Origin of the sequence: Martelella lutilitoris (genome assembly GCF_016598595.1) — a bacterium.
Lineage (GTDB): Bacteria > Pseudomonadota > Alphaproteobacteria > Rhizobiales > Rhizobiaceae > Martelella > Martelella lutilitoris_A.
Genome location: NZ_CP066786.1, coordinates 1147120 through 1174037, shown reverse-complemented (window position 1 = coordinate 1174037; position 26918 = coordinate 1147120). Strand labels below are relative to the sequence as shown.

The 26918-nt window shown below is 62.2% G+C and carries 29 protein-coding genes; 11 read left to right on the top strand and 18 right to left on the bottom strand.

What is annotated here, in order from left to right; all coding sequences use genetic code 11:
- Positions 1–51: 51 nt before the first annotated feature.
- The 5 genes from JET14_RS05420 to JET14_RS05400 form a co-directional block, all read right to left on the bottom strand.
- Entirely contained in the window at positions 52–1050 is a 999-nt protein-coding gene (locus JET14_RS05420; RefSeq protein WP_200337138.1) for a LysR substrate-binding domain-containing protein, read from the bottom strand.
- An 84-nt stretch (positions 1051–1134) separates the two neighbouring features.
- Positions 1135–2373: an amidohydrolase family protein gene (locus JET14_RS05415; protein WP_200337137.1), complete on the bottom strand. Its 1239-nt coding sequence runs from the start codon at positions 2371–2373 to the stop codon at positions 1135–1137.
- A gap of 4 nt (positions 2374–2377) precedes the next feature.
- Positions 2378–3568 (bottom strand): amidohydrolase, encoded by a 1191-nt coding sequence (locus tag JET14_RS05410; protein WP_200337136.1) that lies wholly within the window; start codon positions 3566–3568, stop codon positions 2378–2380.
- Positions 3569–3577: 9 nt separating this feature from the next.
- Complete coding sequence (locus JET14_RS05405; protein WP_200337135.1) at positions 3578–4609, bottom strand: questin oxidase family protein; 1032 nt, start codon at positions 4607–4609, stop codon at positions 3578–3580.
- 19 nt (positions 4610–4628) lie between these two features.
- Positions 4629–6083, bottom strand: coding sequence for an NAD(P)-binding domain-containing protein (locus JET14_RS05400; RefSeq protein ID WP_200337134.1), 1455 nt, complete (start codon positions 6081–6083; stop codon positions 4629–4631).
- 207 nt (positions 6084–6290) lie between these two features.
- Between JET14_RS05400 and JET14_RS05395 the strand changes: the two genes are divergently transcribed.
- The 3 genes from JET14_RS05395 (at position 6291) to JET14_RS05385 (ending at position 9414) form a co-directional block, all read left to right on the top strand.
- Entirely contained in the window at positions 6291–7571 is a 1281-nt protein-coding gene (locus JET14_RS05395; protein WP_200337133.1) for an ABC transporter substrate-binding protein, read from the top strand.
- A gap of 134 nt (positions 7572–7705) precedes the next feature.
- Positions 7706–8599 carry a carbohydrate ABC transporter permease gene (locus JET14_RS05390; RefSeq protein ID WP_200337993.1) on the top strand — a complete coding sequence of 298 codons (894 nt, stop codon included), beginning with the start codon at positions 7706–7708 and terminating at the stop codon, positions 8597–8599.
- A complete protein-coding gene (locus tag JET14_RS05385) occupies positions 8596–9414 on the top strand; it encodes a carbohydrate ABC transporter permease (protein WP_200337132.1) in 819 nt (272 codons plus the stop codon). Before JET14_RS05390 ends, JET14_RS05385 begins: the two co-directional genes overlap by 4 nt.
- A gap of 325 nt (positions 9415–9739) precedes the next feature.
- Here the strand turns inward: JET14_RS05385 and fba are convergent, their stop codons facing one another.
- A complete protein-coding gene (gene fba, locus JET14_RS05380) occupies positions 9740–10804 on the bottom strand; it encodes a class II fructose-bisphosphate aldolase (RefSeq protein ID WP_200337131.1) in 1065 nt (354 codons plus the stop codon).
- Positions 10805–11051: 247 nt separating this feature from the next.
- On the opposite strand from fba, the gene JET14_RS05375 reads away from it, so the two are divergent.
- From JET14_RS05375 to JET14_RS05365, 3 genes are read left to right on the top strand one after another with little or no spacing between them, the layout of a single operon-like run.
- Positions 11052–11816: a DeoR/GlpR family DNA-binding transcription regulator gene (locus JET14_RS05375; RefSeq protein ID WP_200337130.1), complete on the top strand. Its 765-nt coding sequence runs from the start codon at positions 11052–11054 to the stop codon at positions 11814–11816.
- A gap of 45 nt (positions 11817–11861) precedes the next feature.
- Positions 11862–12254 carry a group II truncated hemoglobin gene (locus tag JET14_RS05370; RefSeq protein ID WP_200337129.1) on the top strand — a complete coding sequence of 131 codons (393 nt, stop codon included), beginning with the start codon at positions 11862–11864 and terminating at the stop codon, positions 12252–12254.
- 4 nt (positions 12255–12258) lie between these two features.
- On the top strand, positions 12259–12627 hold the full coding sequence (locus tag JET14_RS05365; protein WP_200337128.1) for a DUF423 domain-containing protein: 369 nt from the start codon (positions 12259–12261) through the stop codon (positions 12625–12627).
- A gap of 2 nt (positions 12628–12629) precedes the next feature.
- On the opposite strand, the gene JET14_RS05360 is transcribed toward JET14_RS05365, so the two are convergent.
- The 3 genes from JET14_RS05360 to JET14_RS05350 form a co-directional block, all read right to left on the bottom strand.
- On the bottom strand, positions 12630–13001 hold the full coding sequence (locus JET14_RS05360) for a bleomycin resistance protein (RefSeq protein WP_200337127.1): 372 nt from the start codon (positions 12999–13001) through the stop codon (positions 12630–12632).
- The gene (locus JET14_RS05355; protein ID WP_200337126.1) at positions 13002–13316 is read right to left on the bottom strand and encodes an antibiotic biosynthesis monooxygenase family protein; all 315 of its coding nucleotides are present in this window, start codon (positions 13314–13316) and stop codon (positions 13002–13004) included.
- A gap of 241 nt (positions 13317–13557) precedes the next feature.
- Complete coding sequence (locus tag JET14_RS05350) at positions 13558–14007, bottom strand: DUF2325 domain-containing protein (protein WP_432443078.1); 450 nt, start codon at positions 14005–14007, stop codon at positions 13558–13560.
- Between the two features lie 152 nt (positions 14008–14159).
- On the opposite strand from JET14_RS05350, the gene JET14_RS05345 reads away from it, so the two are divergent.
- Positions 14160–14522 carry an STAS/SEC14 domain-containing protein gene (locus tag JET14_RS05345; protein ID WP_024706606.1) on the top strand — a complete coding sequence of 121 codons (363 nt, stop codon included), beginning with the start codon at positions 14160–14162 and terminating at the stop codon, positions 14520–14522.
- A 3-nt stretch (positions 14523–14525) separates the two neighbouring features.
- Here the strand turns inward: JET14_RS05345 and JET14_RS05340 are convergent, their stop codons facing one another.
- From JET14_RS05340 to JET14_RS05320, 5 genes are all read right to left on the bottom strand, one after another.
- Positions 14526–15323: an extensin-like domain-containing protein gene (locus JET14_RS05340; RefSeq protein WP_246750528.1), complete on the bottom strand. Its 798-nt coding sequence runs from the start codon at positions 15321–15323 to the stop codon at positions 14526–14528.
- A 137-nt stretch (positions 15324–15460) separates the two neighbouring features.
- Complete coding sequence (locus tag JET14_RS05335; RefSeq protein ID WP_024706604.1) at positions 15461–16858, bottom strand: NAD(P)(+) transhydrogenase (Re/Si-specific) subunit beta; 1398 nt, start codon at positions 16856–16858, stop codon at positions 15461–15463.
- A gap of 12 nt (positions 16859–16870) precedes the next feature.
- Complete coding sequence (locus JET14_RS05330; protein WP_024706603.1) at positions 16871–17284, bottom strand: proton-translocating transhydrogenase family protein; 414 nt, start codon at positions 17282–17284, stop codon at positions 16871–16873.
- Positions 17284–18435 carry a Re/Si-specific NAD(P)(+) transhydrogenase subunit alpha gene (locus JET14_RS05325; protein ID WP_200337124.1) on the bottom strand — a complete coding sequence of 384 codons (1152 nt, stop codon included), beginning with the start codon at positions 18433–18435 and terminating at the stop codon, positions 17284–17286. Before JET14_RS05325 ends, JET14_RS05330 begins: the two co-directional genes overlap by 1 nt.
- Before the next feature lie 98 nt (positions 18436–18533).
- On the bottom strand, positions 18534–18758 hold the full coding sequence (locus tag JET14_RS05320; protein WP_024706601.1) for an aa3-type cytochrome c oxidase subunit IV: 225 nt from the start codon (positions 18756–18758) through the stop codon (positions 18534–18536).
- 287 nt (positions 18759–19045) lie between these two features.
- Between JET14_RS05320 and JET14_RS05315 the strand changes: the two genes are divergently transcribed.
- Both JET14_RS05315 and JET14_RS05310 read left to right on the top strand, forming a co-directional pair.
- The gene (locus tag JET14_RS05315; RefSeq protein ID WP_200337123.1) at positions 19046–19624 is read left to right on the top strand and encodes a TRAP transporter small permease subunit; all 579 of its coding nucleotides are present in this window, start codon (positions 19046–19048) and stop codon (positions 19622–19624) included.
- On the top strand, positions 19617–21395 hold the full coding sequence (locus tag JET14_RS05310; RefSeq protein ID WP_200337122.1) for a TRAP transporter large permease: 1779 nt from the start codon (positions 19617–19619) through the stop codon (positions 21393–21395). The genes JET14_RS05315 and JET14_RS05310 overlap by 8 nt, the downstream gene beginning before the upstream one ends.
- A gap of 179 nt (positions 21396–21574) precedes the next feature.
- Here the strand turns inward: JET14_RS05310 and JET14_RS05305 are convergent, their stop codons facing one another.
- Positions 21575–22693: a TRAP transporter substrate-binding protein gene (locus JET14_RS05305; protein ID WP_200337121.1), complete on the bottom strand. Its 1119-nt coding sequence runs from the start codon at positions 22691–22693 to the stop codon at positions 21575–21577.
- Between the two features lie 275 nt (positions 22694–22968).
- Between JET14_RS05305 and JET14_RS05300 the strand changes: the two genes are divergently transcribed.
- Positions 22969–23727, top strand: a complete 759-nt coding sequence (locus tag JET14_RS05300) for a gamma-glutamyl-gamma-aminobutyrate hydrolase family protein (protein WP_200337120.1) — start codon at positions 22969–22971, stop codon at positions 23725–23727.
- A gap of 41 nt (positions 23728–23768) precedes the next feature.
- On the opposite strand, the gene JET14_RS05295 is transcribed toward JET14_RS05300, so the two are convergent.
- Positions 23769–24203 carry a hypothetical protein gene (locus tag JET14_RS05295; protein WP_200337119.1) on the bottom strand — a complete coding sequence of 145 codons (435 nt, stop codon included), beginning with the start codon at positions 24201–24203 and terminating at the stop codon, positions 23769–23771.
- A gap of 75 nt (positions 24204–24278) precedes the next feature.
- Here JET14_RS05295 and JET14_RS05290 point away from each other — a divergent pair, with 75 nt between their 5' ends.
- Positions 24279–24713, top strand: coding sequence for a MarR family winged helix-turn-helix transcriptional regulator (locus tag JET14_RS05290; RefSeq protein WP_200337118.1), 435 nt, complete (start codon positions 24279–24281; stop codon positions 24711–24713).
- A 2-nt stretch (positions 24714–24715) separates the two neighbouring features.
- Here JET14_RS05290 and JET14_RS05285 read toward each other — a convergent pair whose 3' ends face one another.
- Positions 24716–25675 (bottom strand): 2-hydroxyacid dehydrogenase, encoded by a 960-nt coding sequence (locus tag JET14_RS05285; RefSeq protein ID WP_200337117.1) that lies wholly within the window; start codon positions 25673–25675, stop codon positions 24716–24718.
- A 57-nt stretch (positions 25676–25732) separates the two neighbouring features.
- Positions 25733–26773, bottom strand: coding sequence for a LacI family DNA-binding transcriptional regulator (locus JET14_RS05280; protein WP_024706593.1), 1041 nt, complete (start codon positions 26771–26773; stop codon positions 25733–25735).
- Between the last annotated feature and the right edge of the window lie 145 nt (positions 26774–26918).

Genomic DNA, 26918 nt, shown 5'->3' with positions numbered 1-26918 from the left:
ATTTGACGTTCGGCAATTCCGCTGGCGCTTATATGCGGTATAGGCCCCGGCTTATACCGCCGCGAGCTCGGCAAGACCGGCCATGGCGGCAGGCGTCGGCCGCGCTTCGAGATCAGCGCCGTAGCGCCTCGAAACGTCCCGGATAAGGTTGCGCACCCAGCGATTGGCCGGACTCTTGTGCGCGCGCTCATGCCAGAGAAGATAAAGCCGCATATTGCCGAACTCGGGCGGCGCGGGAACCACGCGGAGACCGTAGTCCGGGTAACGACTGACGACGAATTCCGCATAGGGCCGGGCCGTGGTGAAGATCAGGTCCGTGCGGGCGACGACCGGCGGCACCAGCGCGTATTCGGGCACGGAGAGCGCCACCCGGCGGTTGACGCCAAGCTGTTTCAACCGCCCGCCGATGGGACTGAAGGCCGGCCGGACGACGGAACCGAGCGAAAGATGCGGCTGCTCGAGATAGTCCTCCAGCGACAGGCTGCACCGCCCGGCCAAGGGATGGTCCGCCCGCATGATGCAGGCAGTCTCGCAATCGAAGATCGTGCTGGAGCGCAGGCTTTCATGCGGCGCCGGCCAGTTGGCAACGAGAAGATCGGAAGCGCCGGAACTCAGTTGCTCGGTCAGGTCGTCGCTTTCGGCAGGCGCGAAGAAATCGATCGAGGCCACCGGCGCTTCGTTGCGGAGCCTCTCGGCAATCGGCGGAATGAGAAAGCCGTTGAAACAGCTCATCGCCGAAATCCGCATGGCAAACGCGGTGGTGGCGGGATCGAAGACCTCTTCCGGACTGATGGTCTCGCTGAGTTCCGCCAGGATGCGGCCAAGCGAGGTCCGCACCGTCTCTCCCCGCTCCGTCACGGCCATGCCCTGCCCGCTCCTGACCAGAAGCGGATCATCGAAAACCTGGCGCGCGCGCTTCAGCACCGCGCTGACGGAAGGCTGACTCTGGCCGAGCCTGGCTGCGACGCGCGAGACATTCTGTTCGCTCAACAGAAGGAAGGTCGTGCGTAAAAATCGGACATCAATCGTGCCGTTCTGATCCGTGATCATGCAAATTGCCTTTCACATGCACAAAACGGTCTCCCAAGATGGCTTAATGCAATTTGCGTGCCGACACGGCCACACCGTCTTATTTCATCGGCCCGGCGAACATAAAATCCGGGCTGGCGGGCGCTCGAAGGTCCTTTTCCCATTTCGCCAGCCGCAAAGGGCCGGCGCCACCCTCGCCACGGCCTCGGCCGGGTTTTCCGCATCAAACAGCACCACCGTCGCCGGACCGCCTTCCACGATGGCGGCGGGCTCTCGTCCCAGCAGGCGCTCCGCCTGCCCGGACATCATGTCGTAGACGGTTGCAAGATCGTCCGGCGTGCCGAGCTGGGCGATGTTGGCGTAGAGGTTGGCCATGCGCATCAGCGAGGCATCGCCGAAAGGGGTGAACGGGTTCAGCACATTATTGGTGGAAAGCGTGGCGATGCCGCCTGCCGCAATCAGCCTGTGGCCGGGCGTCATGCCGCGCGGCACCAGATGCGTGAATTCGCGGCCATTGAGGTAAAGATCGGTCGCCGGCAGCACGGTCAGCGCGATGCCCGCTTCGGCAAGTGCCGCAAGCGCTTCGGCAAAGGCGTCCGGTTCAAGCGCGGACAACTTGGTGACGTGGCCGATGGAGACGCGCCCCTGATAGCCGCGCCGTTTCGTCTCGGCGATGATGGCGCCGAGATTGGAGCCTTCCGGCTTCAGGTCGAAATCGACGTGGAAATCGACGTTGACGCCGAAGCGCTCGGCAAGGTCGAAGATCTTCGTCACATGGACCGCCGGATCGGCATCGGTATAGGGGCAGCCGCCGACCTGACCGGCGCCGTTCGCCAGCGCCTCGGCCAGCATTTCCTCCGTGCCCGGGTCGTTCGTCAGCCCTTCCTGGGCGAAGGCGCAGATGATGATCTCGATCGCATCGGCATAATCGCGCCGGATCGCCTTGATCGCCTCGAAGGAGCGGAAACCCGCGCGCGGATCGATCTCGACGAAGGTGCGCATCAGGGTCGTGCCATGCGATATCGCCTGCTCGACGACCGTTGCCGCGCGGGCGTAGACATCCGCCTCGGTAAAGGCCGCCTTGGCCTTCGCGGTTTCGCGCACGGCTTCGGCAAGCGTGCCCTCGCAGAGCGCGCAACGGCCGATGATTCCGGCCTTGTCGAGGTGGATATGGGTCTCGGCGAGCCCCGGCGTGGCAAGCTTGCCGCCTGCATCGAAAGAGGGCGCATCGCAGGTGATGCCGTTTGCAACAGATGCGATGCGGTCACCGGCAAAGGCGATATCGACCGGCAGGTTCCGCCCAGAAAGTCGGGCGTTGCGGATAAGAAAGTCGATCTCAGCCATCAGATCACACCAGCCGCCCGGCTTCGGCAACCTTGCGCCCGGCCTTGAACACGGCGCGGCTCACGGGACGCTCGGCCAGCGTCTCGGCGATGCTGCCGCATTCGAGCAGAATGAAATCGGCAGGCGCGCCGGGGGAGAGCGGCTCTCCTCGACCGAGCACGGCGCCGGAGGCTTGCGTTACCAGCGCAAAGGCCCGCTCCAGGTCATCGTCGGCGCGGAAACCCTGCCGGTCGCAGATGATGCCGGCGCGTTCGATCAGATCGCCATTGCCGAAAGGTGACCAGGCATCGCGGATATTGTCGGAGCCGGCGAAGACCCGGACGCCTGCTTCGGCCAGTCGCCTGACCGGCGGCATCGGCACCGGGCCCGGCCCATTGGTCATGATCGAGATCTCGGCGCGCGCCAGAAGCGCCGCCGTCCTGCCGAAATCCGCATCATCCAGCTCACCAAGGCAGAAGGCATGACTGACGGCCACCCGGCCCTGAAGCGACAGCGCGATCGTGCGCTCGGCAATCCGGCGCAGTTCGAAAGCGCCAAGCGCGCCGCCATCATGAAGATGCAGGTCGACGCCGACATTGTGCCTCTCGGCAATGGCAAAGACGGCATTGAGATGACCCTCGATATCATTGTCGATGCCCGCCGGATCCAGCCCGCCGACAAGGTCAGCACCAGCCGCAACAGCCTCGTGCAGCAGCTCTGCCGTGCCCGGATCACGAATAATGCCGGATTGGGGAAAGGCGACGATCTCGATGTCGATCAGATAACCATGGCTTTCTCGCAGCGACAGCACCTGTTCGAGCCCTTTCAGCCCGGTCTCGGTGTCGATATCGACATGGCTTCTGACGGCGACCGTTCCCAGTGCGGCGATCTTCTCGATCAGCGCCCCGCCGCGCGCCGTCACCGGAAGCGCCACCGTGCGGCGCAGCTCGCGCTCGGCGGCAATACGCTTGGCGACCGTATCGCCGGGAATATGCGGAATGAAGGGCAATCCGATCAGCGTCTTGTCGAGATGGATATGCCCATCGACAAGCCCCGGCAGGATCATCTTCCCGCCGCCGTCGAAGCGCTCGGCCGCATCGGGAACGTCAACCGCCCCTTCCGGCGCAAATCCGGAAACAAGCCCCTCCCGGACCAGGAGCGTGACGCGCTCACCCCGGTGATTGCGGATATTCTCAACGACGACATGTGCAGGCAAGGGCTTTCCTCAGTCGATCAGGCGAAGTCGGCGGGCGGCGGCAACGCGGTAGAGCCGGTCGCCGCCCCATGCTTTCTGCTCTTCCGATGCCGAGAAGGTCAAGCTGACGTCGTGTTCGTCATAGGAGGCGATGGCAGCCGCCTTGATCTCCGGCCATTCGGGGGCATCGCGTTCGCGCATGGCCTGCACCTCATCGGCCGTGGGGAAGACCGGAAAGCCGATCTTCGGCACAAGCGCCGCGATCACCTGCCAGAAGGCGCGGTAGAGCGGCTCGACCTTGTCCTCATCCACATGCGGGGTGACAAGGCGCATCCAGTGCATGCCGGTGACGGCGTGGAGCGCGGAGAAATCCAGCGTGAAGGCGAAGGCAACAAGCGACACCTCGGTCATCCGCCGCACCGTGTTATCGTGAAATCGCAGCCGATCGATCACCGGGGCAAACCCCGGAAGCGCGCCAACGGCACGGATATTATGCCAGAGCAGATCGGTCTCCGTCTCGTAATCGCGGATGCCCTCGATCTCGGCGATCCCGGCCAACACCTCCGCCGGATCATCCGTGTCGGCTTCGAACCTGCCCGGCCCCGGCAGCGGCAGATAGGTCGCCGCCCAATAGCCGAGCGCGTGGCCGACCTCGCGCGCATCATTCTTCAACACGCCATAGGCAAGCCGCATCAGCGGATGCGTGGCGCTTCCGGCAACCCCCTGCGTCATCGCCGGCAGATAGGCACGGATTGCCTTGTCGATGCCGAGCCGCTGCACCTCGCCGACAAAGAAGCCGCGATAATCCGCCTCGCGGGCGCGTTCGCCGAGCGCTTCCTGCCAGTTTCCGGGATTGATCGGCGCGACGGGGGCGGCGATCGGCGGCACGGCATGGGCGTCGCGATAGGTCTCGTACCATTCATCGAGCCGCTCGGGCGTGGCGCCGAGCCGGTCGAGCGCGATCAGCACCATCGGCACGTGATTGGCGAGCATGTAGGGAAATTCGAAACTGCGCGTCTGGGCCTTGGCCAGCACGGCATCGAGTGTCAGCGGTGTCGTCATGTTGTCCTCCCCGGCCCTATCAGGCCGAGACCTTTCCGCGCGGATTGAAATGCTGTTCGCGATAGCCGGCAAGCTCTTCCCGGAAGCGCGCGGCGTCTTCCAGGAAAAAGGCCCGCGTCATGCCGTCGGCGATGCGGGCGATGCCGTATTTGACCCCGGTGATGCCGTTTGAAACGGGCCCGAGGCTCGGCACCGCGCCGCCATTGAACATGTGGATGCGCGAGATCCACCGGTCGCGCGCCGCATCCATCGGCGTCAGTTCGAATGTGCGCCCAAGATAGGGCGCCTGCAAGACCGGCGGGCAATCCTCGCCTTCAGGCGGTATGAAACGGTCGCGCCAATGGGCAAAACGCCCCTCAAGGGGGAGAAGCTCCGGCCGCATGGAAAAATCGACGCTGTAGCCAGTGCCCAGCAGAATATGATCGGCCATCAGCGTGCCATTCTTCGTCTCGGCGCGGATGCGACCATCCTCGACGGCAAGCGCATTTACGCCGCTGCCAAGCTCCATCGTGAAATTCGGATAGGACGTGGCGCGGTCATATTGGTCCTGCGTCGGCGGCACCTTCAGATCATAATAGTGCCGCGAGAAGCGCCATTTCTCATCATCCGGCAGTTCAGCGAAGGTGCCGAGATAGCCGGGGAAATTGGTCCATGCGAGCACCTCGGTGCAGGCAAGTTCCTTTGCGCGGGCGACCATGGTGACGCGGCGCGCGCCCGCCTCCAGCGCGGTCACGGCCCAGTCGAAGCTGGAGGTGGCCGAGCCGAGAACGATCACATCCTTGCCCTGAAGATGACTGTCATCGGCCTCTTCGCCGCTATGCGTCCAGAACACCTTGGGAAGTGCGGCAACATTCTCCGGCACGTAAGGCCCGCCGCAGCCATCCATGCCATTGGCCATGATCAGCCGGCGGCAGGTGATCTCGCCGGGAAGCCCCGCATTGCCCGAAATCGTCAGCCGCACGCCCTCTTCGGCTTCGGCCACGGCCTCAAGCCGGGTTTCGTTATGAACCGTCACGCCGCTCGCCTGGCGGAACCAGAGCATGTAGCGCATCCAGTCCTCGCGGCCGATCTTCTCGAGCCCGGCAAAGGTTTCGGCGCCGTAAACCGCTTCGTACCATGCGCGCGGACTGAGGCTCGGAATGCCGAAATCGGGACCGGCCAGCGTCTTCGGCGAGCGCAGCGTCTTCATCCGCGCGGACGTGACCCACGGCCCCTCGCGCCCGGCCTCGGCCTGATCGATGACGAGAATGCCCTCGATGCCGCGACGCCTCAGCGCGAAGGCGGCCGAGAGCCCGTTCAGCCCGGCCCCGACGATCACGGCATTGTAACGCGCCTCTTTCTCTGGCTTTTTCAGCCATACCGGCGCTACGGCCTCGATACAGTCCATCTCCCAGGCCGCGCGTGCGGCAAGCTGTTCGAGGCGTTGCTCAAGGTCGCCGGACAAGGGCGTCGAAAAGTCGGTCAGGCACTGCATTCTGGTTCCCGATCAGGCGTTTGCTCAATTTTCAGGCAAAACAGGCCGGATTTGTCTGATTTTTGGGCGATAATGTTCTTTTTTGTGATTTTTTACTTGAATTCTTTTTTTGTCAAGTGCGCTTGAGTGCGTTTTTGTTTGATGTATAGTGTTTATCGATCATGACATTCATTCCAACAACAGATGCATGACACAAAGGGGAACAATATGAAAAACGCAGACGCCGCAAAGCTTGCGACAGCGGGGCTTCTCGCCTGCCTGATGGGGTCCACCGCCCTTGCGCAGGACAAGCCCTTTTCGGGCATCACGCTCACCATCGCCTCGCAGAACGACCAGTTCGCGCCGGTGATCGCCGAACTGGCGCCGAAATTCGAGGAAGAGACCGGCGCCACCGTCAAGGTCGACATTCTCGACTACGGCTCGCTTCTGACCAAGACCACCGCCGATTATATCGGCGATACCGAAGGCTACGACCTCGTCACCATGGACATCGTCTGGGCCGGAGAATATGCCGAAAACGGCTATTCGGTCGAACTTTCCGACCTGATCGAACGCGATGCCGAGGAGATCGATGTCGATGATATCTATCCCAACCTGATGATGGGTCTCGGCAATTACGAAGGCCAGCAGGTCGCCTTCCCCTTCGCCGGTTATGCCAATGTGCTGGCCTATAACAAGACCCGCCTGGATGAGGCCGGCCTTGAAGCGCCGACGACCATGGAAGAATTCGTCGCCGCCGCCGAAAAGCTGACCGACCCGGATGCCGGCCTCTACGGCTTCGTTGCCAACGGCCAGAAGGGCCCGGCCAGCGCCCAGGACTGGATGCAGTATAACAGCGAAATGGGCGGCGCGATCATGGGCGGGGACGGCATGCCGACGCTCAATTCCGATGCCAATGTGGAAAGCCTCAAGGTCTATCGCGATCTGTTCCGCAAGGCGGCGCCGCCCGGCGCTGCCGGCTATGACTGGGGCGGCCGCGAGGAAAGCTTCCGCCAGGGCGTCGCGGCGCTGATGCAGACATGGTCTGTCGGCGCGCCCGGCTATTACAATCCGGAGATTTCCAAGGTCGTTGACGATGTCGCCATCACCACCGCGCCGCATTCGGGCGACATGGCGCCAAGCTACGGCATTGGCGGCTGGGGCATGGCGATCAATGCCGACGTTTCCCCGGAAGAACAGGAGGCCGCCTGGGCCTTCATCAAATGGCTGACAAGCCCTGAAATCCACAAGGAATTCAATCTCATGGGCGCCGGCAGCTTCCTGCGCAAGAGCGAGATGACTGATCCCGACCTGTTGGAAAAATTCCCGTTCCTGCCGGTGCTTGCCGAAACTTTCGAGAACGGCAATTATGATTACCGTCCGCGCATTCCGGAATATCCGCAGATCCAGGATTTCCTCGGCACGGCGGTCAATTCCGTGCTGGTCGGCGATGCCGATCCGAAGGAAGCGCTCGACGCCGCACAGGCGCAGGCCGAAGAGCTGTTCTGAGAACAGCGCTTGCATCAGCGGACCGCCCGTCAGCGTCCGGGCGGTCCGGCTCTCGCATGGATAGCAAAACCGAGGTTACGCGCGTGAGTGCGATCGCAGATCATCCGGGCATCGAACTGGTCGAACCCAAGGGCATGCCCTTTGCCGCGCGGCGAAAGCTGTTTCTCGTCATCATGGCCGTTCCCGTGGTCGCCTATGTGCTTGTGGTCGGCATCTGGCCGCTGGCGCAGGGCATCTGGTACAGCCTTTACGACTACAATCTGATCCGCCCGCAGCGGACGAAATTCGCCGGTCTCGACAATTATGTCGAGATCATCACCGATCCGGTAAGCCGGCAGGCGCTGATCAACACCGCGATCTTCACCCTCGGCGCGGTGTTCTTCGAACTCCTGCTCGGCTTCCTGCTGGCGCTGGCGCTCTGGCGCGATGACCGGTTCAACCGGCTCGCGCTGGCGCTGATCCTGATACCCGTCACCATCACGCCGCTGGTTGTCGGCCTGATTTTCAAGGGCCTGCTCGCCGCCGATTACGGCATGATCGGCTATTTTCTTGCCGAATGGGGCCTGACGGACCCGCGCGGGCTGCTCGCCGACCAGCATGCCGCGCTTGCGACACTGATCTTCATCGATGTGTGGGAATGGACACCGCTTGTAGCGCTGATCCTGCTCGCAGGCCTGAAGGCCCTGCCGTCCGACATCCTCGAGGCCGCCTCCGTTGACGGCGCCACGGGCGCGCAGAAGCTCAGGATCATCGTCATCCCGCTGATGCTGCCGGCCGTGCTGCTGGCGCTGATCTTGCGGACCGTCGATGCCTTCCGGGTGTTCGACACGGTCTATGTGGCAACCGGCGGCGGGCCGGGCAATGCCACCAACACGCTGATGCTGCACGCTGTGAAGCAGGGGCTTGAATTCTTCAACATCGGCCGCGCCTCGGCGATCGCCAACCTCACCCTCTTGATCATCGCTGTCATCGCAGCGGCTTTCGTGATGATGATCCGCCACGCGGACAGGAAGGCGAACGGAAAATGACGGCAAAATACTGGTTTCAGGCGGGTCGCCGCGCCTTTCTCGTCATCATGCTGGTATTCTTTCTGGCTCCCTTCCTGTGGCTTGCAACCACGGCCTACAAGCCCTCCAGCGCGATCTTCTCGATCCCGCCGACCTTCGGCTTCTCGCCGACGCTCGATCAGTTCCGGACAATCTTCCGGCTGTTCGATGTCTGGAGCCTCTTGCGTTCAAGCGTGCTGATCGCCGCCGGTTCGGTGATCCTGTCGCTGGCGCTCGGCGTGCCGGCGGGCTATGCGCTGGCGCGCTCGAAAAGCCGCTATGCCATGGGCATTGCCTATTTCCTGATGGCGATCCGGATGATCCCCTCGGTCGCGGCCCTCATTCCGTTTTATCTGATGATGCGCGATATCGGCCTGCTCGGAAGCTGGATGTCGGTGGTGCTGATCAACTCCATGCTCAACTCCGCCTTCGTCACCTGGCTGATGTTTTCCTATTTTCGAGGCCTGCCGCCGGAGCTGGAGGAAGCCGCGCTGACTGATGGCTGCAGCCAGTTCGGCGCCTTCTTCAAGGTGGCGCTGCCCGCCGTTCGCGCCGGCATCATCGCCTGCGTGCTGTTCTGCCTGATGTTTTCCTGGAATGATTTCCTCTACCCGATGTTCCTGACCCGGCTGGAATCAAAGCCGCTCTCGGTCGCGCTTCTGTCCGCCTACGGCACCAAGGACATCACCTGGGGCACGCTCGGCGCGCTGGCGCACTTCTCCACCATCCCGATCGTGATCGTGATTCTGTTTCTGAACCGCTATTTTGTGCAGGGGCTGACCAAGGGGATCCACTGAGGGCAAGTCTTGCCATGCCTGGGCTTGGAGACGACAGACCGTCGTGACGGGCGGCGGCGTCAGACTGGCGACAATCCCAACTCCCCGCATTGCCGTCATGCTCGGGCTTGTCCCGAGCATCTAAGCACGTTTCAGCGCGACAGGCGCATGCGATCAAAATGCGTTTTGAAAACAGAATGTCATCAACCATCCGCTCCGCTCGTAAGGAGGGTTGGTTAGATCCTCGGGACAAGCCCGAGGATGACGTCCGTATCGGTGGAAGGTTCGTCAACACACTGAAACCGCCGCCAAAGGCAGCGGCTTGTTGGCATTCTTCGACCTCTGATCAGCCGATCTTCGGCGCCAGCGAACCGTCGGCATAGCGCTTGGCCATGTCCGACAGCGGGATCGGCTTGATCTTTTCGGCGTGACCGGCCGTGCCGAAGGCCTCGAAGCGCTCGATGCAGAGCTTGGTCATCGCTTCCATGGCGGGTTTGAGATATTTGCGCGGGTCGAACTCCGACGGGTTTTCGGCAAAGACCTTGCGGATCGCGCCGGTCATGGCCATGCGGTTGTCGGTGTCGATATTGACCTTGCGCACCCCGTGCTTGATGCCGCGCTGGATCTCCTCCACCGGCACGCCCCAGGTCGGCTTCATCTCGCCGCCATATTTGTTGATGATTTCCTGCAGTTCTTCCGGCACGGAGGACGAGCCGTGCATGACGAGGTGCGTATCCGGCAGGCGGCGGTGGATCTCCTCGATCACGTTCATCGCCAGAACCTCGCCATCGGGCTTTCGGGTGAACTTGTAGGCGCCATGGCTGGTGCCCATGGCAACGGCAAGCGCATCGACCTGCGTATCCTTGACGAACTGGACGGCCTGGTCAGGATCGGTCAGAAGCTGGTCATGGCCAAGCTTGCCCTCGAAGCCGTGGCCGTCTTCCTTCTCGCCCTCGCCCGTTTCCAGCGAACCGAGAACGCCGATCTCGCCTTCCACCGACACGCCGGCCCAGTGCGAGAAGTCGCAGACGCGTCTCGTCACGCCGGCATTGTAGTCGTAGTCGGCCGGGGTCTTGCCGTCGGCCTTCAGCGATCCGTCCATCATCACCGAGGTGAAGCCATACTGGATCGCCGTCATGCAGGTCGGTTCGGAATTGCCGTGGTCGAGATGCATGACGAGCGGAATGTCGGGGTAGAGTTCGGCCAGCCCGTCAATCAACTTCGCCAGGATCAGGTCGTTGGCGTAGGCGCGCGCGCCGCGGCTTGCCTGAATGATCACCGGCGAGGACGTCTTCTGGGCGGCCGCCATGATCGCCAGCCCCTGCTCCATATTGTTGATATTATAGGCGGGCACGCCATAGCCGTGTTCGGCGGCATGATCGAGCAATTGTCTCAAGGTAACCCGGGCCATAACAAATTCTCCTGTTGCCTGACCAACGCCATAGCCGACGCAGGCTTGAATGTGATTGCCAAGCGTCAAGCCGCGCCATCGGCGCATGGCCTTATTGTGAGTCAATGATAATGCGGGAATGCGAAATCACAAGATTATTTTATAAATATCATTATATTTGTTATTTTAATCGTTTCTATATGTGATATATACCACCCATCTTGATGTTATATCAATTATTCGGACACATACGGCGAGGGAGAATGCCTTGAAGGCGGACGAAAGACGCGCGGCGATGATGGCGCTGCTGATGGAACGCGGCACGGCCAGCGTGGAGGAATTGAGCCAGCGCTTCCGGGTTTCCAAGATGACGGTGCACCGCGACCTCGATGAGCTGGAAGCGTCCGGTCAGCTGCGCAAGATGCGCGGCGGCGCTTCCGTCCAATCCTCGGCCATGTTCCAGGCCGATTTCCGCTATCGCCAGAAAATCGCCGCAGGCGAGAAAGCCCGGATCGCGGCGGCCGCCGCCGCATTCATTGAGCCGGGCATGACGCTGATGATCGACGATTCATCGACCGCGGCCAATCTCGCAGCCCACCTGTCCCAGCGCCTGCCGTTGACTGTGATATCTAACAATCTGAGTGTGATATCTGAACTGGCCGGCGTCGCGGGCATCGAGCTGATGGCGCTCGGCGGCCAGTACAGCCGAAAGTTCAACGGCTTTTTCGGCCTCCTGACCGAGGACGCGCTGCGCGGGCTTCGCGCCGATATAGGCTTCATCTCGGCCTCGGCCATCTATGAGGGCGAGGCCTTTCACCAGGATCCGGAAGTGGTCCAGACCAAGCGGCTGATCGTCAGGGGCGCGGAGCGGCGCGTGCTTCTGGCCGACCATACCAAATTCGGCCGCCCGGGCCTGCATTTCCTGACCGGTCTCGAGACCTTCTCGGCCGTGCTGACCGGCGACGAACTGGACGAGGCGCAGCGCGCGGTGCTGACGGAAAAAGGCGTTTCGCTGCATTGCATCCCTGCCTGAAATGGTTACATCGGAGAGACGAAGCAACGATCCGGGCATGAAGCGATGGACGCAAAGGAAACGATCAGCCTCTACGAGGCCATTGGCGGGGCCGACACGGTCGAGCGCCTGACGCACCGCTTCTATGAACTGATGGACACGCTCCCGGAAGCGGCCCATTGCCGGGCGATCCACCCCGAGGATCTTTCCGGCTCGGAGGCAAAGTTCCGCGACTATCTGACGGGCTATCTCGGCGGACCGCCGGTCTATGTGGAAAAACACGGCCACCCCCGGCTGAGGATGCGCCACATGCCGGCGCCGATCGGGCCGGAAGAGCGTGACGAGTGGCTCTTGTGCTTCCGCCGCGCGCTGGAAGAAACCGTGCCCGACATGAAGCTGAGGGCGATCATCCTGCCGCCGGTGGAAAAGCTCGCCTACCACATGCAGAACAAGGCCTGAGCCCATGACCGTCCTGACGCTCCCCGCCCGGATATTGCTGTTCTTCGCCGGCCTCACGGGCGCTGCCGGCATCATGCTCGCGGCAGCCTCCTATCATGGCGACAGCGCGGTGCTGCTTTCCGCAGCCCTCGTCTGCCTTGCCAACGGCCCGGCGCTGATCGGCCTTGCGCTGCTTTGCATGCGCACGGCAGCCGCTCTTGCCGCTGGTATTCTGATGGTTTTCGGGACGGTGATGTTTGCCGGAGACCTCGTGGCGCGCGCCTATCTGGGTTTCGGCTTCTTCCCCATGGCCGCCCCCATCGGCGGCACATCGGTGATTGCAAGCTGGCTGCTGGTCGCCCTTGCCGCCCTGATGCCCGCGCGCAAGGGCTGAAGCTATTCCGCTTCCTCGCCCGGAATGCGCCCGAACCGCAGCAGATTGCCGTGCGGATCGTAAACGTAGAATTCCTTCATGTTCCATTCGCGCACCTCATAGCCGCGCTCATGCACGATGCCGCGCATCGAGAACTCGGCGTAAAGCGCATCAATCCCGCCGCCGCGGATATAGATCGAGGTGTTTTCGCAAAGTCCGCGGTCGTCCGTCAGCCAGAAATGCAGCTCCATGCCCGGACGTCTCAGGATGAGATAGGTCCCATCCTCGTGCACGACTTCGGAGAGGCCGAGCTTTTCCGTGTAGAACGCCTTGGTCTCGGCGAGATCGAGCGACGGCAGGACCGGCAATACGGCAATGTCGGCAGGATCGGCCATTCACGCTCCCTCGACGCTGTTGAACCCCTCAAATTGCGGGTGGCCCAGATAATTCACCTTGCGTTCGCCCGCGTTCTTGTGGGCATCGCGGAACTGCTCGGACTTCGTCCACGCCGTAAAGGCTTCCTCATTCTCCCACAGAGTATGGGAAGCATAAAGCGTGTAGCCTTCATCCTCAAACGTCTTGCTCTTGAGAAGATGGAAGGAGATGAAACCAGGAAGCTCTGAAAGCCGCGAATCGCGCCCTTTCCATACGGCTTCGAATTCATCCTCGGATCCAATGGCAATCTTGAACCGGTTCATCGCGACATACATGGGGCACCTCAGGCGGTTTGTCGTACTGATAAGAAATGGTTGCGCCGGCAGGCGAGGTCAATCACCTCGGCCCGGCATTTCCCGCCGGAAAGCGGTCTTGTGGAGTCTCGAGGGGTGAATGGGAGAATGGCGGCTTCGCCGGGCACCGCAAGGCTTATGCCGCCGATCGTCGCACACCTGCAGCCAGGCCACGCATGCAGCCCGATCAGGCCGACCGCCCTGCCCTCATACATCCCGCCTATCATGAATTGCGCTCGCTCATGGTCTGCAGCGCGCGTTCCAGCGAGGACTTGGAGCCGTTGCGCAACGGGATGAAGGCCTTCTTGAATTTCTTGCAGCCGCTCTTGACGCGCACGCAGGCATCATGGCTGATACAGTCGATCGGACAGAAGACGCAGTCGACCGAGGGCAGCACCCTGTCGATACGCGAGACCGCCTCGCGCAGGCCGCCGTCATGATGGATCAGTTCGGCGCCGAAATCGTCCGCCACCGCGCGCAAATGGGCGACCTGACAGTCGCGCCCGCCGACATAGAGAAAGCTGCGGCCGTTGAGCCCCTCAGGCGCCTCGGCGACGCGGGTCACGTCCTGCACACCGCTGTTCGGCGGGTTTTTCGCCTGTTTACGCTTGTTCTTCTTCGCCAATTTCGCCCTCCCGGCCATGCCGTTCCGTTGATGACGGTGAAACCCTATAAAACCTGATTAAAAAGGTAAAGTATAAATATGACTAATCCACTCATGTTTTATGCCGCAATGGCCGAACGGTTCTTCGCCGGCGGTCACAGCTTCTTTCACTGGCCTTGCCGCGCCGACCGCGCTAAAAAGGCGCAAAATGGAGGCCTTATATGCTCGAGAAGATCGAAGACCTGCCGGAAAACATCATCGGCTTCACGATACACAATGCGCTGAGCGCGAGCGATTATCAAAATGTGCTGCTGCCGGCGCTTGAAGAACACAGTTCCAGCCATGACGGGCTGCGGCTGCTTCTGGTCACCGCCAGCGATTTCGCGGGCTCCGATATCGGGTCGGCGATGGGCGGCCAACCCTTCCGCCGCTCGGAACCGCTGGCCTTCAAGAGCATCGCCATCGTCAGCAGCAATCGCGGCTTCACGCAGGCCGTGCAGATGTTCGGCATGCTTTTCCACGCGGACGTGAAGGTATTCGAGCCCGAACAGCAAGACGCCGCCGTCACCTGGCTGGAACAGTAAGCGTCAGCGGCAATAGCGGTAGCCCCGGCTGCGCTCGATTACGTCGAGATGCATGTGGTCCTGATGGGTCGCGTCGCTGCCGGGGGACAGGACGGTCGAAAAGAACAGGCAGGCCGAGGCGCTTGCGGTGCGCTGGAACGCGCCGGTGAGGCTGCCATCCTTCCTGCGCGGCACCATGTCTATGGTCTTGCCGTTCGAAAAGGAGAGCGAGCGGATATCGACGGCGTTGCCCCTGGCGTGTTCGGAAATCTTGCCGTCCGACCGACTGTTGCGGTTGCGGCAGACATAGGTTGAAGCCTGGCGGACTTCCGTCAGTTTCGTGCCCGCGCCGAAGGCGATCTCGGCCGAGGGCGCGACATAGGCGGTAAGCCAGCTTGCCAGCGCCAGCGCGGTCTTGCAGCGCATTGTGCCGGCAGGCTGCAGCGGCACGCCGTCGGCCGCCATGGTGACGCTGAGCGGTCGCCCCACCCCGCACTGGCCGGGATCATCAATCGTCTCCAGAACCTCGTATTCGACGCCCAGCGCCGTGAGCGCCGCGGTGCAGCGGGCAAACTCACCGTCATCTTCAATCGGTGGCGCAGGGTCTTCGGGCGCGACCGTTTCCGAGACCTCGGCGTCCTCTCCGGTATTTTCCGATGCCGGTTTCGCGGGCTGCGCGCGCTCCTCCTGCCCCGCGGCCGGTTCGAGATCGTCCGGACGCTGCTCCGGAACCGGCGGGTTTTCAGGCATGTCCATGCTCATCGTCGAAAGGCCGGCGGCAACAATGAGCGGAAACACAAAGAGCGGGCGGACAAGCTTCACGGCAGTTTCCTCATGATCAATCGTCAGGGTTGAACGCCGGACAGCATGCGGAGGTTCCGCCAACAAGGCCGCCCACGAAAACGAAACGCCCCGGTCTTCTGCAAGATCGGGGCGTCAGGATGGATGCGCGGGAGCGATCAGTCCATCGCCTTGACGATGTCTTCGGTCATCTTCTTGGCGTCGCCGAGCAGCATCATCGTGCCGTCCTTGTAGAACAGCTCGTTGTCGATGCCGGCATAGCCGGAGCCGAGCGAGCGCTTGACGAAGAGGCAGGTCTTGGCCTTGTCGACGTCGAGGATAGGCATGCCGTAGATCGGCGAGGTCTTGTCGTCGCGGGCAGCCGGATTGGTGACATCGTTCGCGCCGATCACATAGGCGACATCGGCCTGGGCGAATTCGGAGTTGATGTCTTCCAGCTCGAACACCTCGTCATAGGGCACATTGGCCTCGGCGAGCAGCACGTTCATATGACCCGGCATGCGGCCGGCCACCGGATGAATGGCGTATTTGACCTCGACGCCCTTCTCCTTCAGCAGATCGGCCAGTTCCCTGAGCGCGTGCTGGGCCTGGGCAACCGCCATGCCGTAGCCGGGCACGATGATCACCTTGGAGGCGTTCTCCATCAGGAAGGCGGCATCGTCGGCGGAGCCGGTCTTCACATTGCGCTCGACCTGGTCGCCGCCGCCCGAAGACGCCGTCTCGCCGCCGAAGCCGCCGAGAATGACCGAGATGAACGAGCGGTTCATGCCCTTGCACATGATGTAAGAGAGGATCGCACCCGAGGAACCCACAAGCGCGCCGGTGACGATCAGCGCCATGTTGCCGAGCGTGAAGCCGATGCCGGCGGCCGCCCAGCCCGAATAGGAGTTCAACATCGAGACTACGACTGGCATGTCTGCGCCGCCGATGGGGACGATGATGAGAACGCCGAGCACCAGGGCAATGATGACGATCAGCCAGAAATGGATCGGGCTCGCCGTTGCCGAAAGCGAGACGACGAAGACGACGAGCGCCACCAGAAGCGCGATGTTGATCGCATGACGGCCGGGCAGCATGATCGGCTTGCCGGACATGCGGCCATCGAGCTTCAGGAACGCGATGATCGACCCGGTAAATGTGATCGCGCCGATCGCGGCGCCGATCGCCAACTCGATCAGGGCCCGAAGATGGATATCATCGGGAACGCCGATATTGAAGCTTTCCGGCGAATAGAGCGCGGCGGCGGCCACCAGAACGGCGGCAAGGCCGACGAGTGAGTGGAACCCGGCCACGAGCTGCGGCATTGCCGTCATCGGAATGGTGCGGGCGATATAGGCGCCGATGCCGCCGCCGATCGCCAGCGCCAGCACGATGAAGACCAGCGCCGAAAAGCCGGGCTTGGCCAGAAGCAGGGTCGTGCCAATGGCGATCGCCATACCGACCATGCCGTAGATATTGCCCTTGCGGCTGGTCGAGGGATGCGACAGACCGCGCAGCGCGAGAATGAAGAGAACCGCTGATACGAGGAACAGCAAGGCTGCAAAATTGACTGACATGTTTCGACCGCCTTACTTGTCCTTTTTCTTGTACATCGCCAGCATGCGCTGGGTGACAAGAAATCCGCCGAAAATATTGATGGCGACGAGAATGAGCGCCACGAAGCCGAAGCCGGTCGCAAGGCCGCTCGCCGAGAGGCCGACCGCCAGAAGCGCGCCGACGACGATGACCGAGGAAATGGCGTTGGTGACCGCCATCAGCGGCGTATGCAGCGCCGGCGTGACCGACCAGACGACGTAATAGCCGACAAAGACGGCGAGCACGAAGATCGCCAGCTGGAACACGAAGGGATCGATCGCCCCGCCCGTCGCGCCATGAGCAAGGGCTGCCAGCGAGCCGTCCTCGAAATTGCCGAGCGCGGTCTTGGCCTGCTCCAGCGAGGTGATCGCCTCGTTGATGGAGGTGGTGACATCTTCAAAAGCCATCAGGCCTCTCCCCCGGCGGCCGTGCCGCCGAATTTCGGATGAACGACCGCGCCTTCATGCGTCAGAAGCGTCGCGGCGACGAGCTCGTCCTCCCGGTTGATGTTGATTGCGCCGCTCTCCTTGTCGACCAGTGTCTGGAAGAAAGTGAGCAGGTTCTTGGCGTAAAGCAGCGAAGCGGATGCCGCGATCCGGCCGGGCAGATTGAGGAGGCCGATGACGGAAACGCCTTCGACCGTGGCGACCTTGCCGGCTTCCGCGCCCTCGATATTGCCGCCGCGCTCGACGGCGAGATCGACGGCGACCGAACCGAGCTTCATCGCCGACAGCATCTCGCGGGTGACGAGCCGCGGCGCGGGACGGCCGGGAATCAGCGCGGTGGTGATGACCACGTCCTGCTTGGCGATGTGGGCGGCGACGAGATCGGCCTGCTTGGCCTTGTATGCGTCCGACATTTCCTTGGCATAGCCGCCGGCGGTCTCTGCCGCCTTGAACTCGTCATCCTCGACGGCGATGAATTTCGCGCCGAGCGAGGCGACCTGCTCCTTGGCGGCGGGACGGACATCGGTTGCCGAAACCACGGCGCCAAGCCGGCGCGCGGTCGCGATGGCCTGGAGACCGGCAACGCCGGCACCCATGACGAAGACGCGCGCGGCCGGCACCGTGCCCGCCGCCGTCATCATCATCGGCATGGCGCGGTCGAACACGGCCGCCGCCTCGATGACGGCCTGATAACCGGCAAGGTTTGCCTGCGAGGACAGCACGTCCATCGACTGCGCGCGGGTGATGCGCGGCATCAGTTCCATGGCAATGGCGGAAATCCCCTTTCCGGCCATGGCGGCAAGCGCCTCTTCATTGCCGTAAGGGTCCATCATGGCGACGACGATCGCGCCGCTCTTATAGGTTTCGTATTCATGAGGCTCCGGCCGGCGGACCCTGAAGATTACATCGGCGTTGGCTGCGGCGTCGGAACCGGCGATTTCGGCGCCGGCTTCCCGGAAGGCATCGTCGTCGATGCCGGAAGCAAACCCCGCACCGGTTTCTATGACGATATCGAGGCCGAGCGCCTTCAGCTTCTTGACCGTGTCGGGCGAGGCCGCCACACGCGTCTCCGCGAGGGCCGTCTCTTTCGGCACAAATAGTGTCTTGCTCAAACTTGTCTCCCAAAGACAGATCGAAACGCGCAACAAGGGAGCGCAGCACTGCGTCTGTCATGCCGCGTTTCTAGGAACGGATACGCCCGGACGGACGCTCAGCGGAGAATATAGATGCCGATGGCGCTGATGAGAATGAAAATGATCAAGCTGCCGATGAAACCGAACGGGCCAAGCAGGCCGGCCGCCATCGCCACCAGAAGCGCCACGAGGTGAACCGTGCCGTATTTGGTTCCGTTGAGGAACAGCTTGTAGGTGTTGGCATGCTCCGCATAATCCACTTCGTCAGCGGGTTGCGTCGCGCCCGTTTCAACATTCTGCATCAATCCCTCCTGTCAGCCCGTCGCTGCCGGCCTTTCGGCAACAGTCCTGTTCCGGACAATGTCCCATAATCCGCTTCCCGATTACCACATCCGACGCGCCCGGGGCAACAATCGCGCGACGACAGCGCCGGGGCGGGGAACCGCCAGGCAAATATCATGTCCGCATCTCCGGCCGGGACGGACAAAAAATACAAAATGGCGGCGTTTTTCATCCCATATTGTACCAAAGGCATGTTGCGTGGCCTTGACAACTTCCATTAAGGAAGTCGGACGGTTTGGAGGCCCCAATGAAACCACTGATAACAATAAGCCGAACCATCGACAGGCTGAATGAATTCATCGGACATTCGGTGTCCTGGCTGCTCCTCGTGGCAGTCCTCGTCAGCGCCGGCAATGCGGTGAGCCGAAAGCTCTTCTCGCTTTCGTCCAACGCCATGCTGGAACTGCAATGGTATCTTTACGGCGCCGTCTTCATGCTGGCGGCCGCCTATGCGCTGTTGAAGAACGAGCACATCCGGATCGACATTCTCTCGTCTTCGTGGAGCAAGCGCACCCGCGACTGGATCGACCTCATCCTGCACACGATCTTCCTCGTGCCCTTTGCCGGGATGATGATCTATCTCGCCTGGCCGTGGTTCTGGCGCTCCTTCGAGAGCGGCGAGCATTCGACCAATGCCGGCGGGCTGATCCTCTGGCCCGCGAAGTCCTTTATCCTGATCGGCTTCATCCTGCTGCTGCTGCAGGCCTTTTCGGAAATCATCAAGCGCGCCGCGGTCATTTCCGGACATCTCAAGGAGAACGATCATCTCTATTCGGACGCCGGCAACGCCGCCCACATGATGACAGAGGACAGGCCGAATGACTGACCTGATCGCGCACAACCTCGCGCCCATCATGTTCATCTCCGTGATGGCGATGCTGCTTCTGGGCTATCCCGTCGCCTTCACGCTTGCCGCGGGCGGCCTGGCGTTTTTCGTGCTCGGGGTCGAATTCTCGTCGATCTCGCCCGAGATCACGCTGTTCTGGCCACTCCTTCAGTCCCATCCAGACCGTTTCTTCGGCGGCATCATGTCGAACGAGACGCTCCTGGCAGTGCCCTTCTTCACCTTCATGGGCATCATCCTCGAACGTTCGCGCATGGCCGAGGACCTGCTGGACACGATCGGCCAATTGTTCGGTCCCGTGCGCGGCGGCGTTGCCTATGCCGTCGTCCTCGTCGGCGCGCTGCTCGGGGCCACCACGGGCGTTGTCGCCGCATCGGTCATGGCCATGGGCCTGATCTCGCTGCCTGTCATGCTGCGCTACAGCTATGACCGATCGTTCGCCACCGGCACCATCGCCGCGTCGGGCACGCTGGCGCAGATCGTCCCGCCCTCGCTCGTCCTCATCGTCATGGCCGATCAGCTTGGCCGCTCGGTCGGCGACATGTATGTCGGCGCGCTCTATCCGTCGCTGCTGGTGATCGCCGCCTACTGTCTCTACGTGTTCGTGGTGACGATGATCCGCCCCAAGGCGGCCCCCGCTATGCCGGCCGCAGCCCGCACGCTGGGCAGCGGCGTGATTTCCCTGTTCGTCATGATCGCCGTCGCCGTCGCGCTCTATTTCCTCGGCTACCATGTCCTGTTCACCGGGCTCGGCGATGCCTGGCGGCTGGTGGCGGCCATGGTCTTCGGCGTCGTCGTCGTCTATCTGGTGGCGATCGCCAACGACCGGATGAAGCTCAATCTCCTGTCGCGGCTCAGCCAGCAGGTGATCATCGTCCTGGTTCCGCCGCTGGCGCTGATCTTTCTCGTGCTCGGCACGATCTTCCTCGGCATCGCAACGCCGACGGAAGGGGGCGCCATGGGCGCCACCGGCGCGCTCATCCTGGCGCTCGCCAAGGGGCGGCTTGATCTGAAATCGCTCAGGAAGGCGCTCGACAGCACGACCAAGCTCTCCGCCTTCGTGATGATGATCCTGATGGGCGCGCGCGTCTTCAGCCTCACCTTCTACGGCATCAACGGCAATGTCTGGATCGAGGAACTGCTGACGGGCCTGCCGGGTGGCGAATACGGCTTCCTGATCGTCGTCACCATCATCGTCTTCATCCTTGGCTGCTTCCTCGATTTCTTCGAAATCGCCTTCATCATGGTGCCGCTTCTGGTGGCGCCGGCCGAGGCGCTGGGCATCGACCTGATCTGGTTCGGCATCATTCTGGGTCTCAACCTTCAGACCTCGTTCCTGACGCCGCCCTTCGGCTTTTCGCTGTTCTACCTGCGCTCGGTGACGCCGGCCGGGGAATGGACCGACAAGGGCACGGGCAGGATCATGCAGGGCGTACGCACGCTGCAGATCTACAAGGGCATCATCCCCTATATCGTCATCCAGTTCCTCGCCATCCTGGCGGTGATCTTCTTCCCGAAGCTCGTCACCCACTATAAGGACGAGGTCGTGACCGTCGATCCCGATTCGGTGACGATCGAGATGCCCTCCTTCGGCGGCAGCGTCGACGATCCGTTCAACCTCGACTTCGGCGGCGGTGACGGCAACGGCGATGATCCCTTTGCCCTGCCGAACTTCGGGGACAGTCCCTCGGACGGCGGCTCGGGCGGCGATAGCCTCAATCTCGACGACCCGCCGAGCCTGAACTTCAACTGAGGTATCGGCGCAGGCAAAACAGCGAAAACCCCGAAAGCAGCCGCTTTCGGGGTTTTTCTTCTTGGCAAAGAAGGGGAAGGCCGATGGAGGCAGCAGCCTGCTCCCCTTTGGCTTTGTCAGCAAAAAACCCGGAAGCAGTCGCTTCCGGGTTGTCCCTTATACGCCAGGACCTGCCCGGATCAGGCGAGAGGCTTGATCTGGCCGGCGTTCTGCAGGGCCATCATGAACTGGTCATAACGGAACTCGCAGGTCTTCAGCCAGCCATAGGCGGCGTTCTTGTATTCGGTCTGATCGTTGTAGATCTTCTTGAAGGTCGGGTTCTCCGCGCCGAGCTCGGCATAGACTTCCATGGCCGCGTTGTAGCAGGCCTGCATGATTTCCGTGCTGTAGCCCTTCATGACCGCGCCGTCGCCGATCAGCTCGCGGATCGCGACCGGGTTCTTGACGTCGTATTTCGCCATCATGTTGGTGTTGGCGAAGGCGCAGGCGTCATCGAGCGCCGCCTGGTAGTGCTTCGGCAGTTCTTGGTATTTCGCCTTGTTGAAGAAGCCGTGGATGACCGGGCCTCCTTCCCACCAGCCGGGATAGTAGTAGTATTTGGCAACCTTGTAGAAGCCGAGCTTCTGGTCGTCATAGGGGCCGACGAACTCGGCGGCATCGATCGTGCCCTTTTCGAGAGCCGGATAGATATCGCCGCCGGCGATCTGCTGCGGCACGACGCCGACCTTCTCCATGACCCGGCCGGCAAGACCGGCGATGCGCATCTTCAGGCCCTTCAGGTCTTCGACGGTGTTCACTTCCTTGCGGAACCAGCCGCCCATCTGGGCCCCGGTATTGCCAGCCGGCAGGCCGTATACGCCGTAACCGTCATAGAACTCGTTCATCAGCGTGTTGCCGTTGCCCTCGTAGAACCAGGCATTGGAGAGCCGCTGGTTCAGGCCGAAGGGAATGGCCGTGCCGATGGCAAAGGTCGGGTCCTTGCCCCAGAAATAATAGGAGCAGGTATGGGCCGCCTCGACCGTGCCGCTCTGCACCGCATCAAGCGCCTGCAGGCCGGGAACGATTTCACCGGCAGCGTAGCACTGGATCTCGAAATTGCCGCCGGTGGCGGCCGAAACATGATTGGCGATGTCTTCTGCGCCGCCATAGATCGTGTCGAGCGACTTCGGAAAGGACGAGGTCAGACGCCAGGTCACTTTCGGGTTTTCCTGCGCGATCGCAGGCGCGGCAAGCGCGGTTGCCGCAGCGGCGCCAACGCCACCGGCGCCGACCTTTTTGATAAACGAACGACGGTCCATAGATACCTCCCAAAATGTGATGCGTCCGCACCCGTTCTCCTCCGGCGGACGTCTTCGAAAGCAAAGCACTTTGGTTGATTTGTTTCAACTCTCGCCTGCAGGCGAAGGAGACTTTTCTGCCCCGAATTCCGGCCCGATACGACCAATGTCTAATAGTCCGCGATCACGGGCCGTTATCGCCCGATCAGAATTTGCCATGGACGTGCAGCGCGGATTCGTTTGACAGACCTCCGACAAGGCGACATCACTTCGAAAAAACCGCCAGCGGAGCCACCATGTCAAAACCGATCGTCGCCGTTCCCGCCGATACCTGTTTTTTCCGCGAGACCACCTGGCATGCCGCGCAGCAGCAATATGTCGGCGCGGCGCTGGATGTCGCGGGCGCGATGAGCTTCATCATTCCCGCACTGGGCGACGCGCAGGATATCGACGCCATGCTCGACCGCGTCGACGGAGTGATGATCACCGGCTCCCGCTCCAATGTGGCGCCGGCGCTCTACGGCAAGACAGAAGAGGAACGCGACGGCCCCTTCGACCCCGGCCGGGATGCCACCACCCTTCCGATGATCCGCCGCGCGATCGAGCGCGGCATGCCGCTTCTGTGCATCTGCCGCGGCATCCAGGAGCTCAATGTCGCGCTTGGCGGCACGCTGGTGAGCGAGGTGCACGAGCTTGAAGGACGCATCGACCACCGCCAGCCGCCCGAAGGCGACCGCGATGCCCTCTTCGTCATCCGTCAGCCGGTGCATGTGAAGGAAGGCACCTGCCTTGCCGATATTCTTGGTCCCGGCGAGGTTCAGGTGAATTCGCTGCACCGCCAGGCGATCGGCGATGTCGCCCCTGGTCTTGCCGTCGAGGCCATCGCGCCCGACGGCACGGTGGAGGCCGTCTCGGTCATCGGCGCGAGGAATTTCGCCGTCGGCGTCCAGTGGCATCCGGAATACTGGGCGAAGACAGACGAGACGTCGCGCAGGCTGTTTGCGGCTTTCGGCGATGCCGTTCGGGCCTATGCCACCGCCGCCGGCCGGATCTGACGCTCGGCCCGGACGGCGACGGTCGATAATGCGGAGCGCGGTCAGCGACGCTTTGCCGTCATCCGCCGCCCGTCGCGCATGTTCATGCCCATCAGCGTGATGTTGATCGCGCCGAAGACGAGCTCGAGCGCCTGCACGACGTAGAAGGACGCGTCAAACGCGCCTGCCTGCGCCTTTGAGGCGAGGAACAGGGCGCACGGGATCAGCACGACAATGCCGTTGATGGCGATGATCGGCATGCGCCGGCGCTTTGCCGCCACAAGCGGCCCGCGCATTGGCCGCGCCAGGCGAAAGCCGGAAAACCCCGCGAGCGCCAGGAGCGGCACAAGCAACAGAAAGCCCCAGGGGATCGATGTCTTGACCAGCGTGACGAGCGCCGGCCCCGCGAGCATTTCCGCAAGAACGGTCGAAAGCCAGAATGCGATGATGAGCGCCAGCGCCAGAGCGCCGGCAACGGGATGCAGTGTCTTCAGCATGTCAGTGCTCCATTAATTATATATAGCAAGCTATATATAGTTGCATAGCAAGCTATGCAAGTGTTATCGAACATCATGACCTTTTCAAAAGACGATTCCGCCGGCTATCTCGCCAACCATATGGCGCGCCTTTTCGAGCGCGGGCTTGCGGCCCGCATCCGGCCGCTCGGGCTGACCACGGGCACCTTTCCCGCTCTTCTGGAACTTTGGGACCATGACGGGCTGACGCAGAAAGAACTGGTGGAGCGGCTTGATATCGAGCAGGCGACCATGGCCAACACGCTGTCGCGCATGGAGCGTGACGGATTGATCAAGCGGGAAAGGGACCTTGAGGACGGCCGCGTTCAGCGCATAAGGCTGACGGAACGCGCCCGCGCCCTGCGCGCGCCGGCCGTCGCCGCAGCCACGGCCGAGAACGAAGACGCCCTCTCCGGCCTTACGGCGGAAGAGGGCGCGCAATTTGTAGGCCTTATGCGAAAGGTCATCGAAACCAGAAGGCAGCGGTCCTGACGTCAGGCTTTCGGCGGAACCGGCGTCTCGGGCACGGGCGTGACCGGCCGCCCTTCGGCAAACCAGCCATTCAGGTTGTCGGCTACAAGCTGCGCCATACCCTGGCGCGTCGGCACGGAAGCGGAAGCCACATGCGGCAGCAGGCTGACATTGTCGAAACCCCGAAGCGTCTCGGGCACATGCGGCTCATCATAAAAGACATCGAGGCCCGCGCCGCCGAGCGTGCCGGCCTTGAGGGCGGCGATCAGCGCGTCCTCGTCGACGCTCCAGCCGCGCCCGACATTGACCAGAATGCCATCGGGGCCGAGCGCCGACAGGATTTCGGCATTGACCGCCTTGTGCGTCTCCGGCGTCTTCGGAACGATGCAGATCAGCGTGTCGACGGCTTCCGCAAGCGAGGCAAGCGTCGGATGATAGGCATAGTCGACGCCCTTTTTCGGGCTGCGGGTGTGATAGGAGATCTCGACCTTGAACGGTTCAAGCCGGCTTGCGATCTCGAGCCCGATCCGGCCGAGACCATAGAGCCCGACCTTGCGCCCCTTCACCGAAAATGGCGAGAGCGGGAAATTGCCCTCGCTCTCCCAGCGGCCCTCGCGCAAGAACCGTTCTGCCGCGTAGAGACGCCGGACGGCATTCAGAAGAAGCGCCACAGCGGTATCGGCAACCTCGTCATTCAGGACATTCGGCGTATGGGTGACAACGATTCCGCGTTCCGCGGCATGGGTCGTGTCGATGCCGTCATAGCCCACGCCCGGGCAGGCGATGATCTCGAGATTGGGCAGCGCATCCATCTGTTCGGCGGAGAACCCGCCAAAGGCGACGACGGCCCGGATGTCGGCGGCCTTTTCGCCCAGCGCGCCCGGCCCGCCCTCGGGCATGGTCACCAGTTCGTAATCGTCCTTCAGCACGCCCTGCACGAAGGGATTGAGGTTCTGCGACAGCATGACGGTTTCTTTGGGCATGGGGCCTCCCGAAAATGTTCTGGTTCTGAAATGGACATAGAAGCATGTAGCAGAGCGCTACAGCGCAAGATAGCTCTCGGCGGTTTCGCGGTAAGGGCCCGTCGACTGGCGGATGCGCATTTCCGGCTTGATAAGATGCATGCCGTTCGGCGCGTTGGAGCCGGCAAGCCTGTCGAGCAGCGCCCGCGCCGCCAGCCTGCCGACCTCGGCCTGACCGTTCCAGACGGTGGTGAGCGACGGCGTGGAGATCGAGGCCTCCTCGAGATCGTCATAACCGGTAACGGAAATATCGGCGCCCGGCGTCAACCCCGCGCGCGAAATGCCGTTCATCAGGCCGATCGCCACCAGATCGTTCCAGCAGACCGCCGCCGTCGGCTTTTGCGGCAGCGACAGAAAATGCACCGCCGCCTCGAACCCGCCCTGCTTGGTGCGCGGTCCCGGAATGCGCAGGCCCGGATCGACCGGGATATTGGCCTTCTTCAGCGCGTTGACGTAGCCCGCATAGCGGTCGCGTCCGGTCGAGGTCTGGTCCGTGCCGCCGATCATGGCGATGCAGCGGTGGCCGAGTCCGATCAGGTGGTTGGTGGCAAGCGCGATGCCGTAGCTGTCGTCGCCGCGATAGGTCGGCAGGTCCAGCTCCTCCATGGTGCGAGCGACGAAAATGGCCGGCATGCCGTTGTCCTCGGCCAGTTGCACATCGGCCGGCGGCGTGCCGATCGCCGGCGACATGATCACGCCGTCGCCGCCGAGCTGCAGCAGCGTCTCGATGAAATTGCGCTGCTTTTCGACCGAGTCGTAGTGGTTGGAGAGAATGAAGGTGTGCTGGTTGCGATCGAGCTCGCTTTCGATGGCCTTGAGGATCTCGCCGTAGAACGGGTTCATGATATCGTGAACGACGACGCCGATGATACCCGAACGCGATGTCCGGAGGCTGGCCGCCCGGCGATTGTAGATATAGCCGAGTGCACGCGCCTGTTCCTTGATCCGCTCGCGCGTGGCGGTGGCGACAAGCGGGCTGTCGCGGAGCGCCAGCGATACGGTGGCCGTCGAAATCCCCAGAGATTCGGCGATTGTGGAAAGTTTGACTTTCTGGGCCACGGCTTTTCTCCCGGTGAATGAAGGCCTCGCGCTGCGTGTCTTGATTTAAAAATTTAATTCAAAAACCGCGAAGAATTCAACATAAAAGCAAAAATCGGTTTAATTTTCCCGGAAAACCGCTGTGGAGCCTGACTTTTCGCAAGCA

Bases quoted from the DNA above. Each gene is read 5' to 3' on its own strand.
- JET14_RS05420 (WP_200337138.1), bottom strand. From the start codon at position 1,050: ATGATCACGGATCAGAACGGCACGATTGATGTCCGATTTTTACGCACG.
- JET14_RS05415 (WP_200337137.1), bottom strand. From the start codon at position 2,373: ATGGCTGAGATCGACTTTCTTATCCGCAACGCCCGACTTTCTGGGCGG.
- JET14_RS05405 (WP_200337135.1), bottom strand. From the start codon at position 4,609: ATGACGACACCGCTGACACTCGATGCCGTGCTGGCCAAGGCCCAGACG.
- JET14_RS05400 (WP_200337134.1), bottom strand. From the start codon at position 6,083: ATGCAGTGCCTGACCGACTTTTCGACGCCCTTGTCCGGCGACCTTGAG.
- JET14_RS05395 (WP_200337133.1), top strand. From the start codon at position 6,291: ATGAAAAACGCAGACGCCGCAAAGCTTGCGACAGCGGGGCTTCTCGCC.
- JET14_RS05390 (WP_200337993.1), top strand. From the start codon at position 7,706: ATGCCCTTTGCCGCGCGGCGAAAGCTGTTTCTCGTCATCATGGCCGTT.
- JET14_RS05385 (WP_200337132.1), top strand. From the start codon at position 8,596: ATGACGGCAAAATACTGGTTTCAGGCGGGTCGCCGCGCCTTTCTCGTC.
- fba (WP_200337131.1), bottom strand. From the start codon at position 10,804: ATGGCCCGGGTTACCTTGAGACAATTGCTCGATCATGCCGCCGAACAC.
- JET14_RS05370 (WP_200337129.1), top strand. From the start codon at position 11,862: ATGGACGCAAAGGAAACGATCAGCCTCTACGAGGCCATTGGCGGGGCC.
- JET14_RS05365 (WP_200337128.1), top strand. From the start codon at position 12,259: ATGACCGTCCTGACGCTCCCCGCCCGGATATTGCTGTTCTTCGCCGGC.
- JET14_RS05360 (WP_200337127.1), bottom strand. From the start codon at position 13,001: ATGGCCGATCCTGCCGACATTGCCGTATTGCCGGTCCTGCCGTCGCTC.
- JET14_RS05355 (WP_200337126.1), bottom strand. From the start codon at position 13,316: ATGTATGTCGCGATGAACCGGTTCAAGATTGCCATTGGATCCGAGGAT.
- JET14_RS05345 (WP_024706606.1), top strand. From the start codon at position 14,160: ATGCTCGAGAAGATCGAAGACCTGCCGGAAAACATCATCGGCTTCACG.
- JET14_RS05335 (WP_024706604.1), bottom strand. From the start codon at position 16,858: ATGTCAGTCAATTTTGCAGCCTTGCTGTTCCTCGTATCAGCGGTTCTC.
- JET14_RS05330 (WP_024706603.1), bottom strand. From the start codon at position 17,284: ATGGCTTTTGAAGATGTCACCACCTCCATCAACGAGGCGATCACCTCG.
- JET14_RS05320 (WP_024706601.1), bottom strand. From the start codon at position 18,758: ATGCAGAATGTTGAAACGGGCGCGACGCAACCCGCTGACGAAGTGGAT.
- JET14_RS05315 (WP_200337123.1), top strand. From the start codon at position 19,046: ATGAAACCACTGATAACAATAAGCCGAACCATCGACAGGCTGAATGAA.
- JET14_RS05310 (WP_200337122.1), top strand. From the start codon at position 19,617: ATGACTGACCTGATCGCGCACAACCTCGCGCCCATCATGTTCATCTCC.
- JET14_RS05305 (WP_200337121.1), bottom strand. From the start codon at position 22,693: ATGGACCGTCGTTCGTTTATCAAAAAGGTCGGCGCCGGTGGCGTTGGC.
- JET14_RS05300 (WP_200337120.1), top strand. From the start codon at position 22,969: ATGTCAAAACCGATCGTCGCCGTTCCCGCCGATACCTGTTTTTTCCGC.
- JET14_RS05295 (WP_200337119.1), bottom strand. From the start codon at position 24,203: ATGCTGAAGACACTGCATCCCGTTGCCGGCGCTCTGGCGCTGGCGCTC.
- JET14_RS05290 (WP_200337118.1), top strand. From the start codon at position 24,279: ATGACCTTTTCAAAAGACGATTCCGCCGGCTATCTCGCCAACCATATG.
- JET14_RS05285 (WP_200337117.1), bottom strand. From the start codon at position 25,675: ATGCCCAAAGAAACCGTCATGCTGTCGCAGAACCTCAATCCCTTCGTG.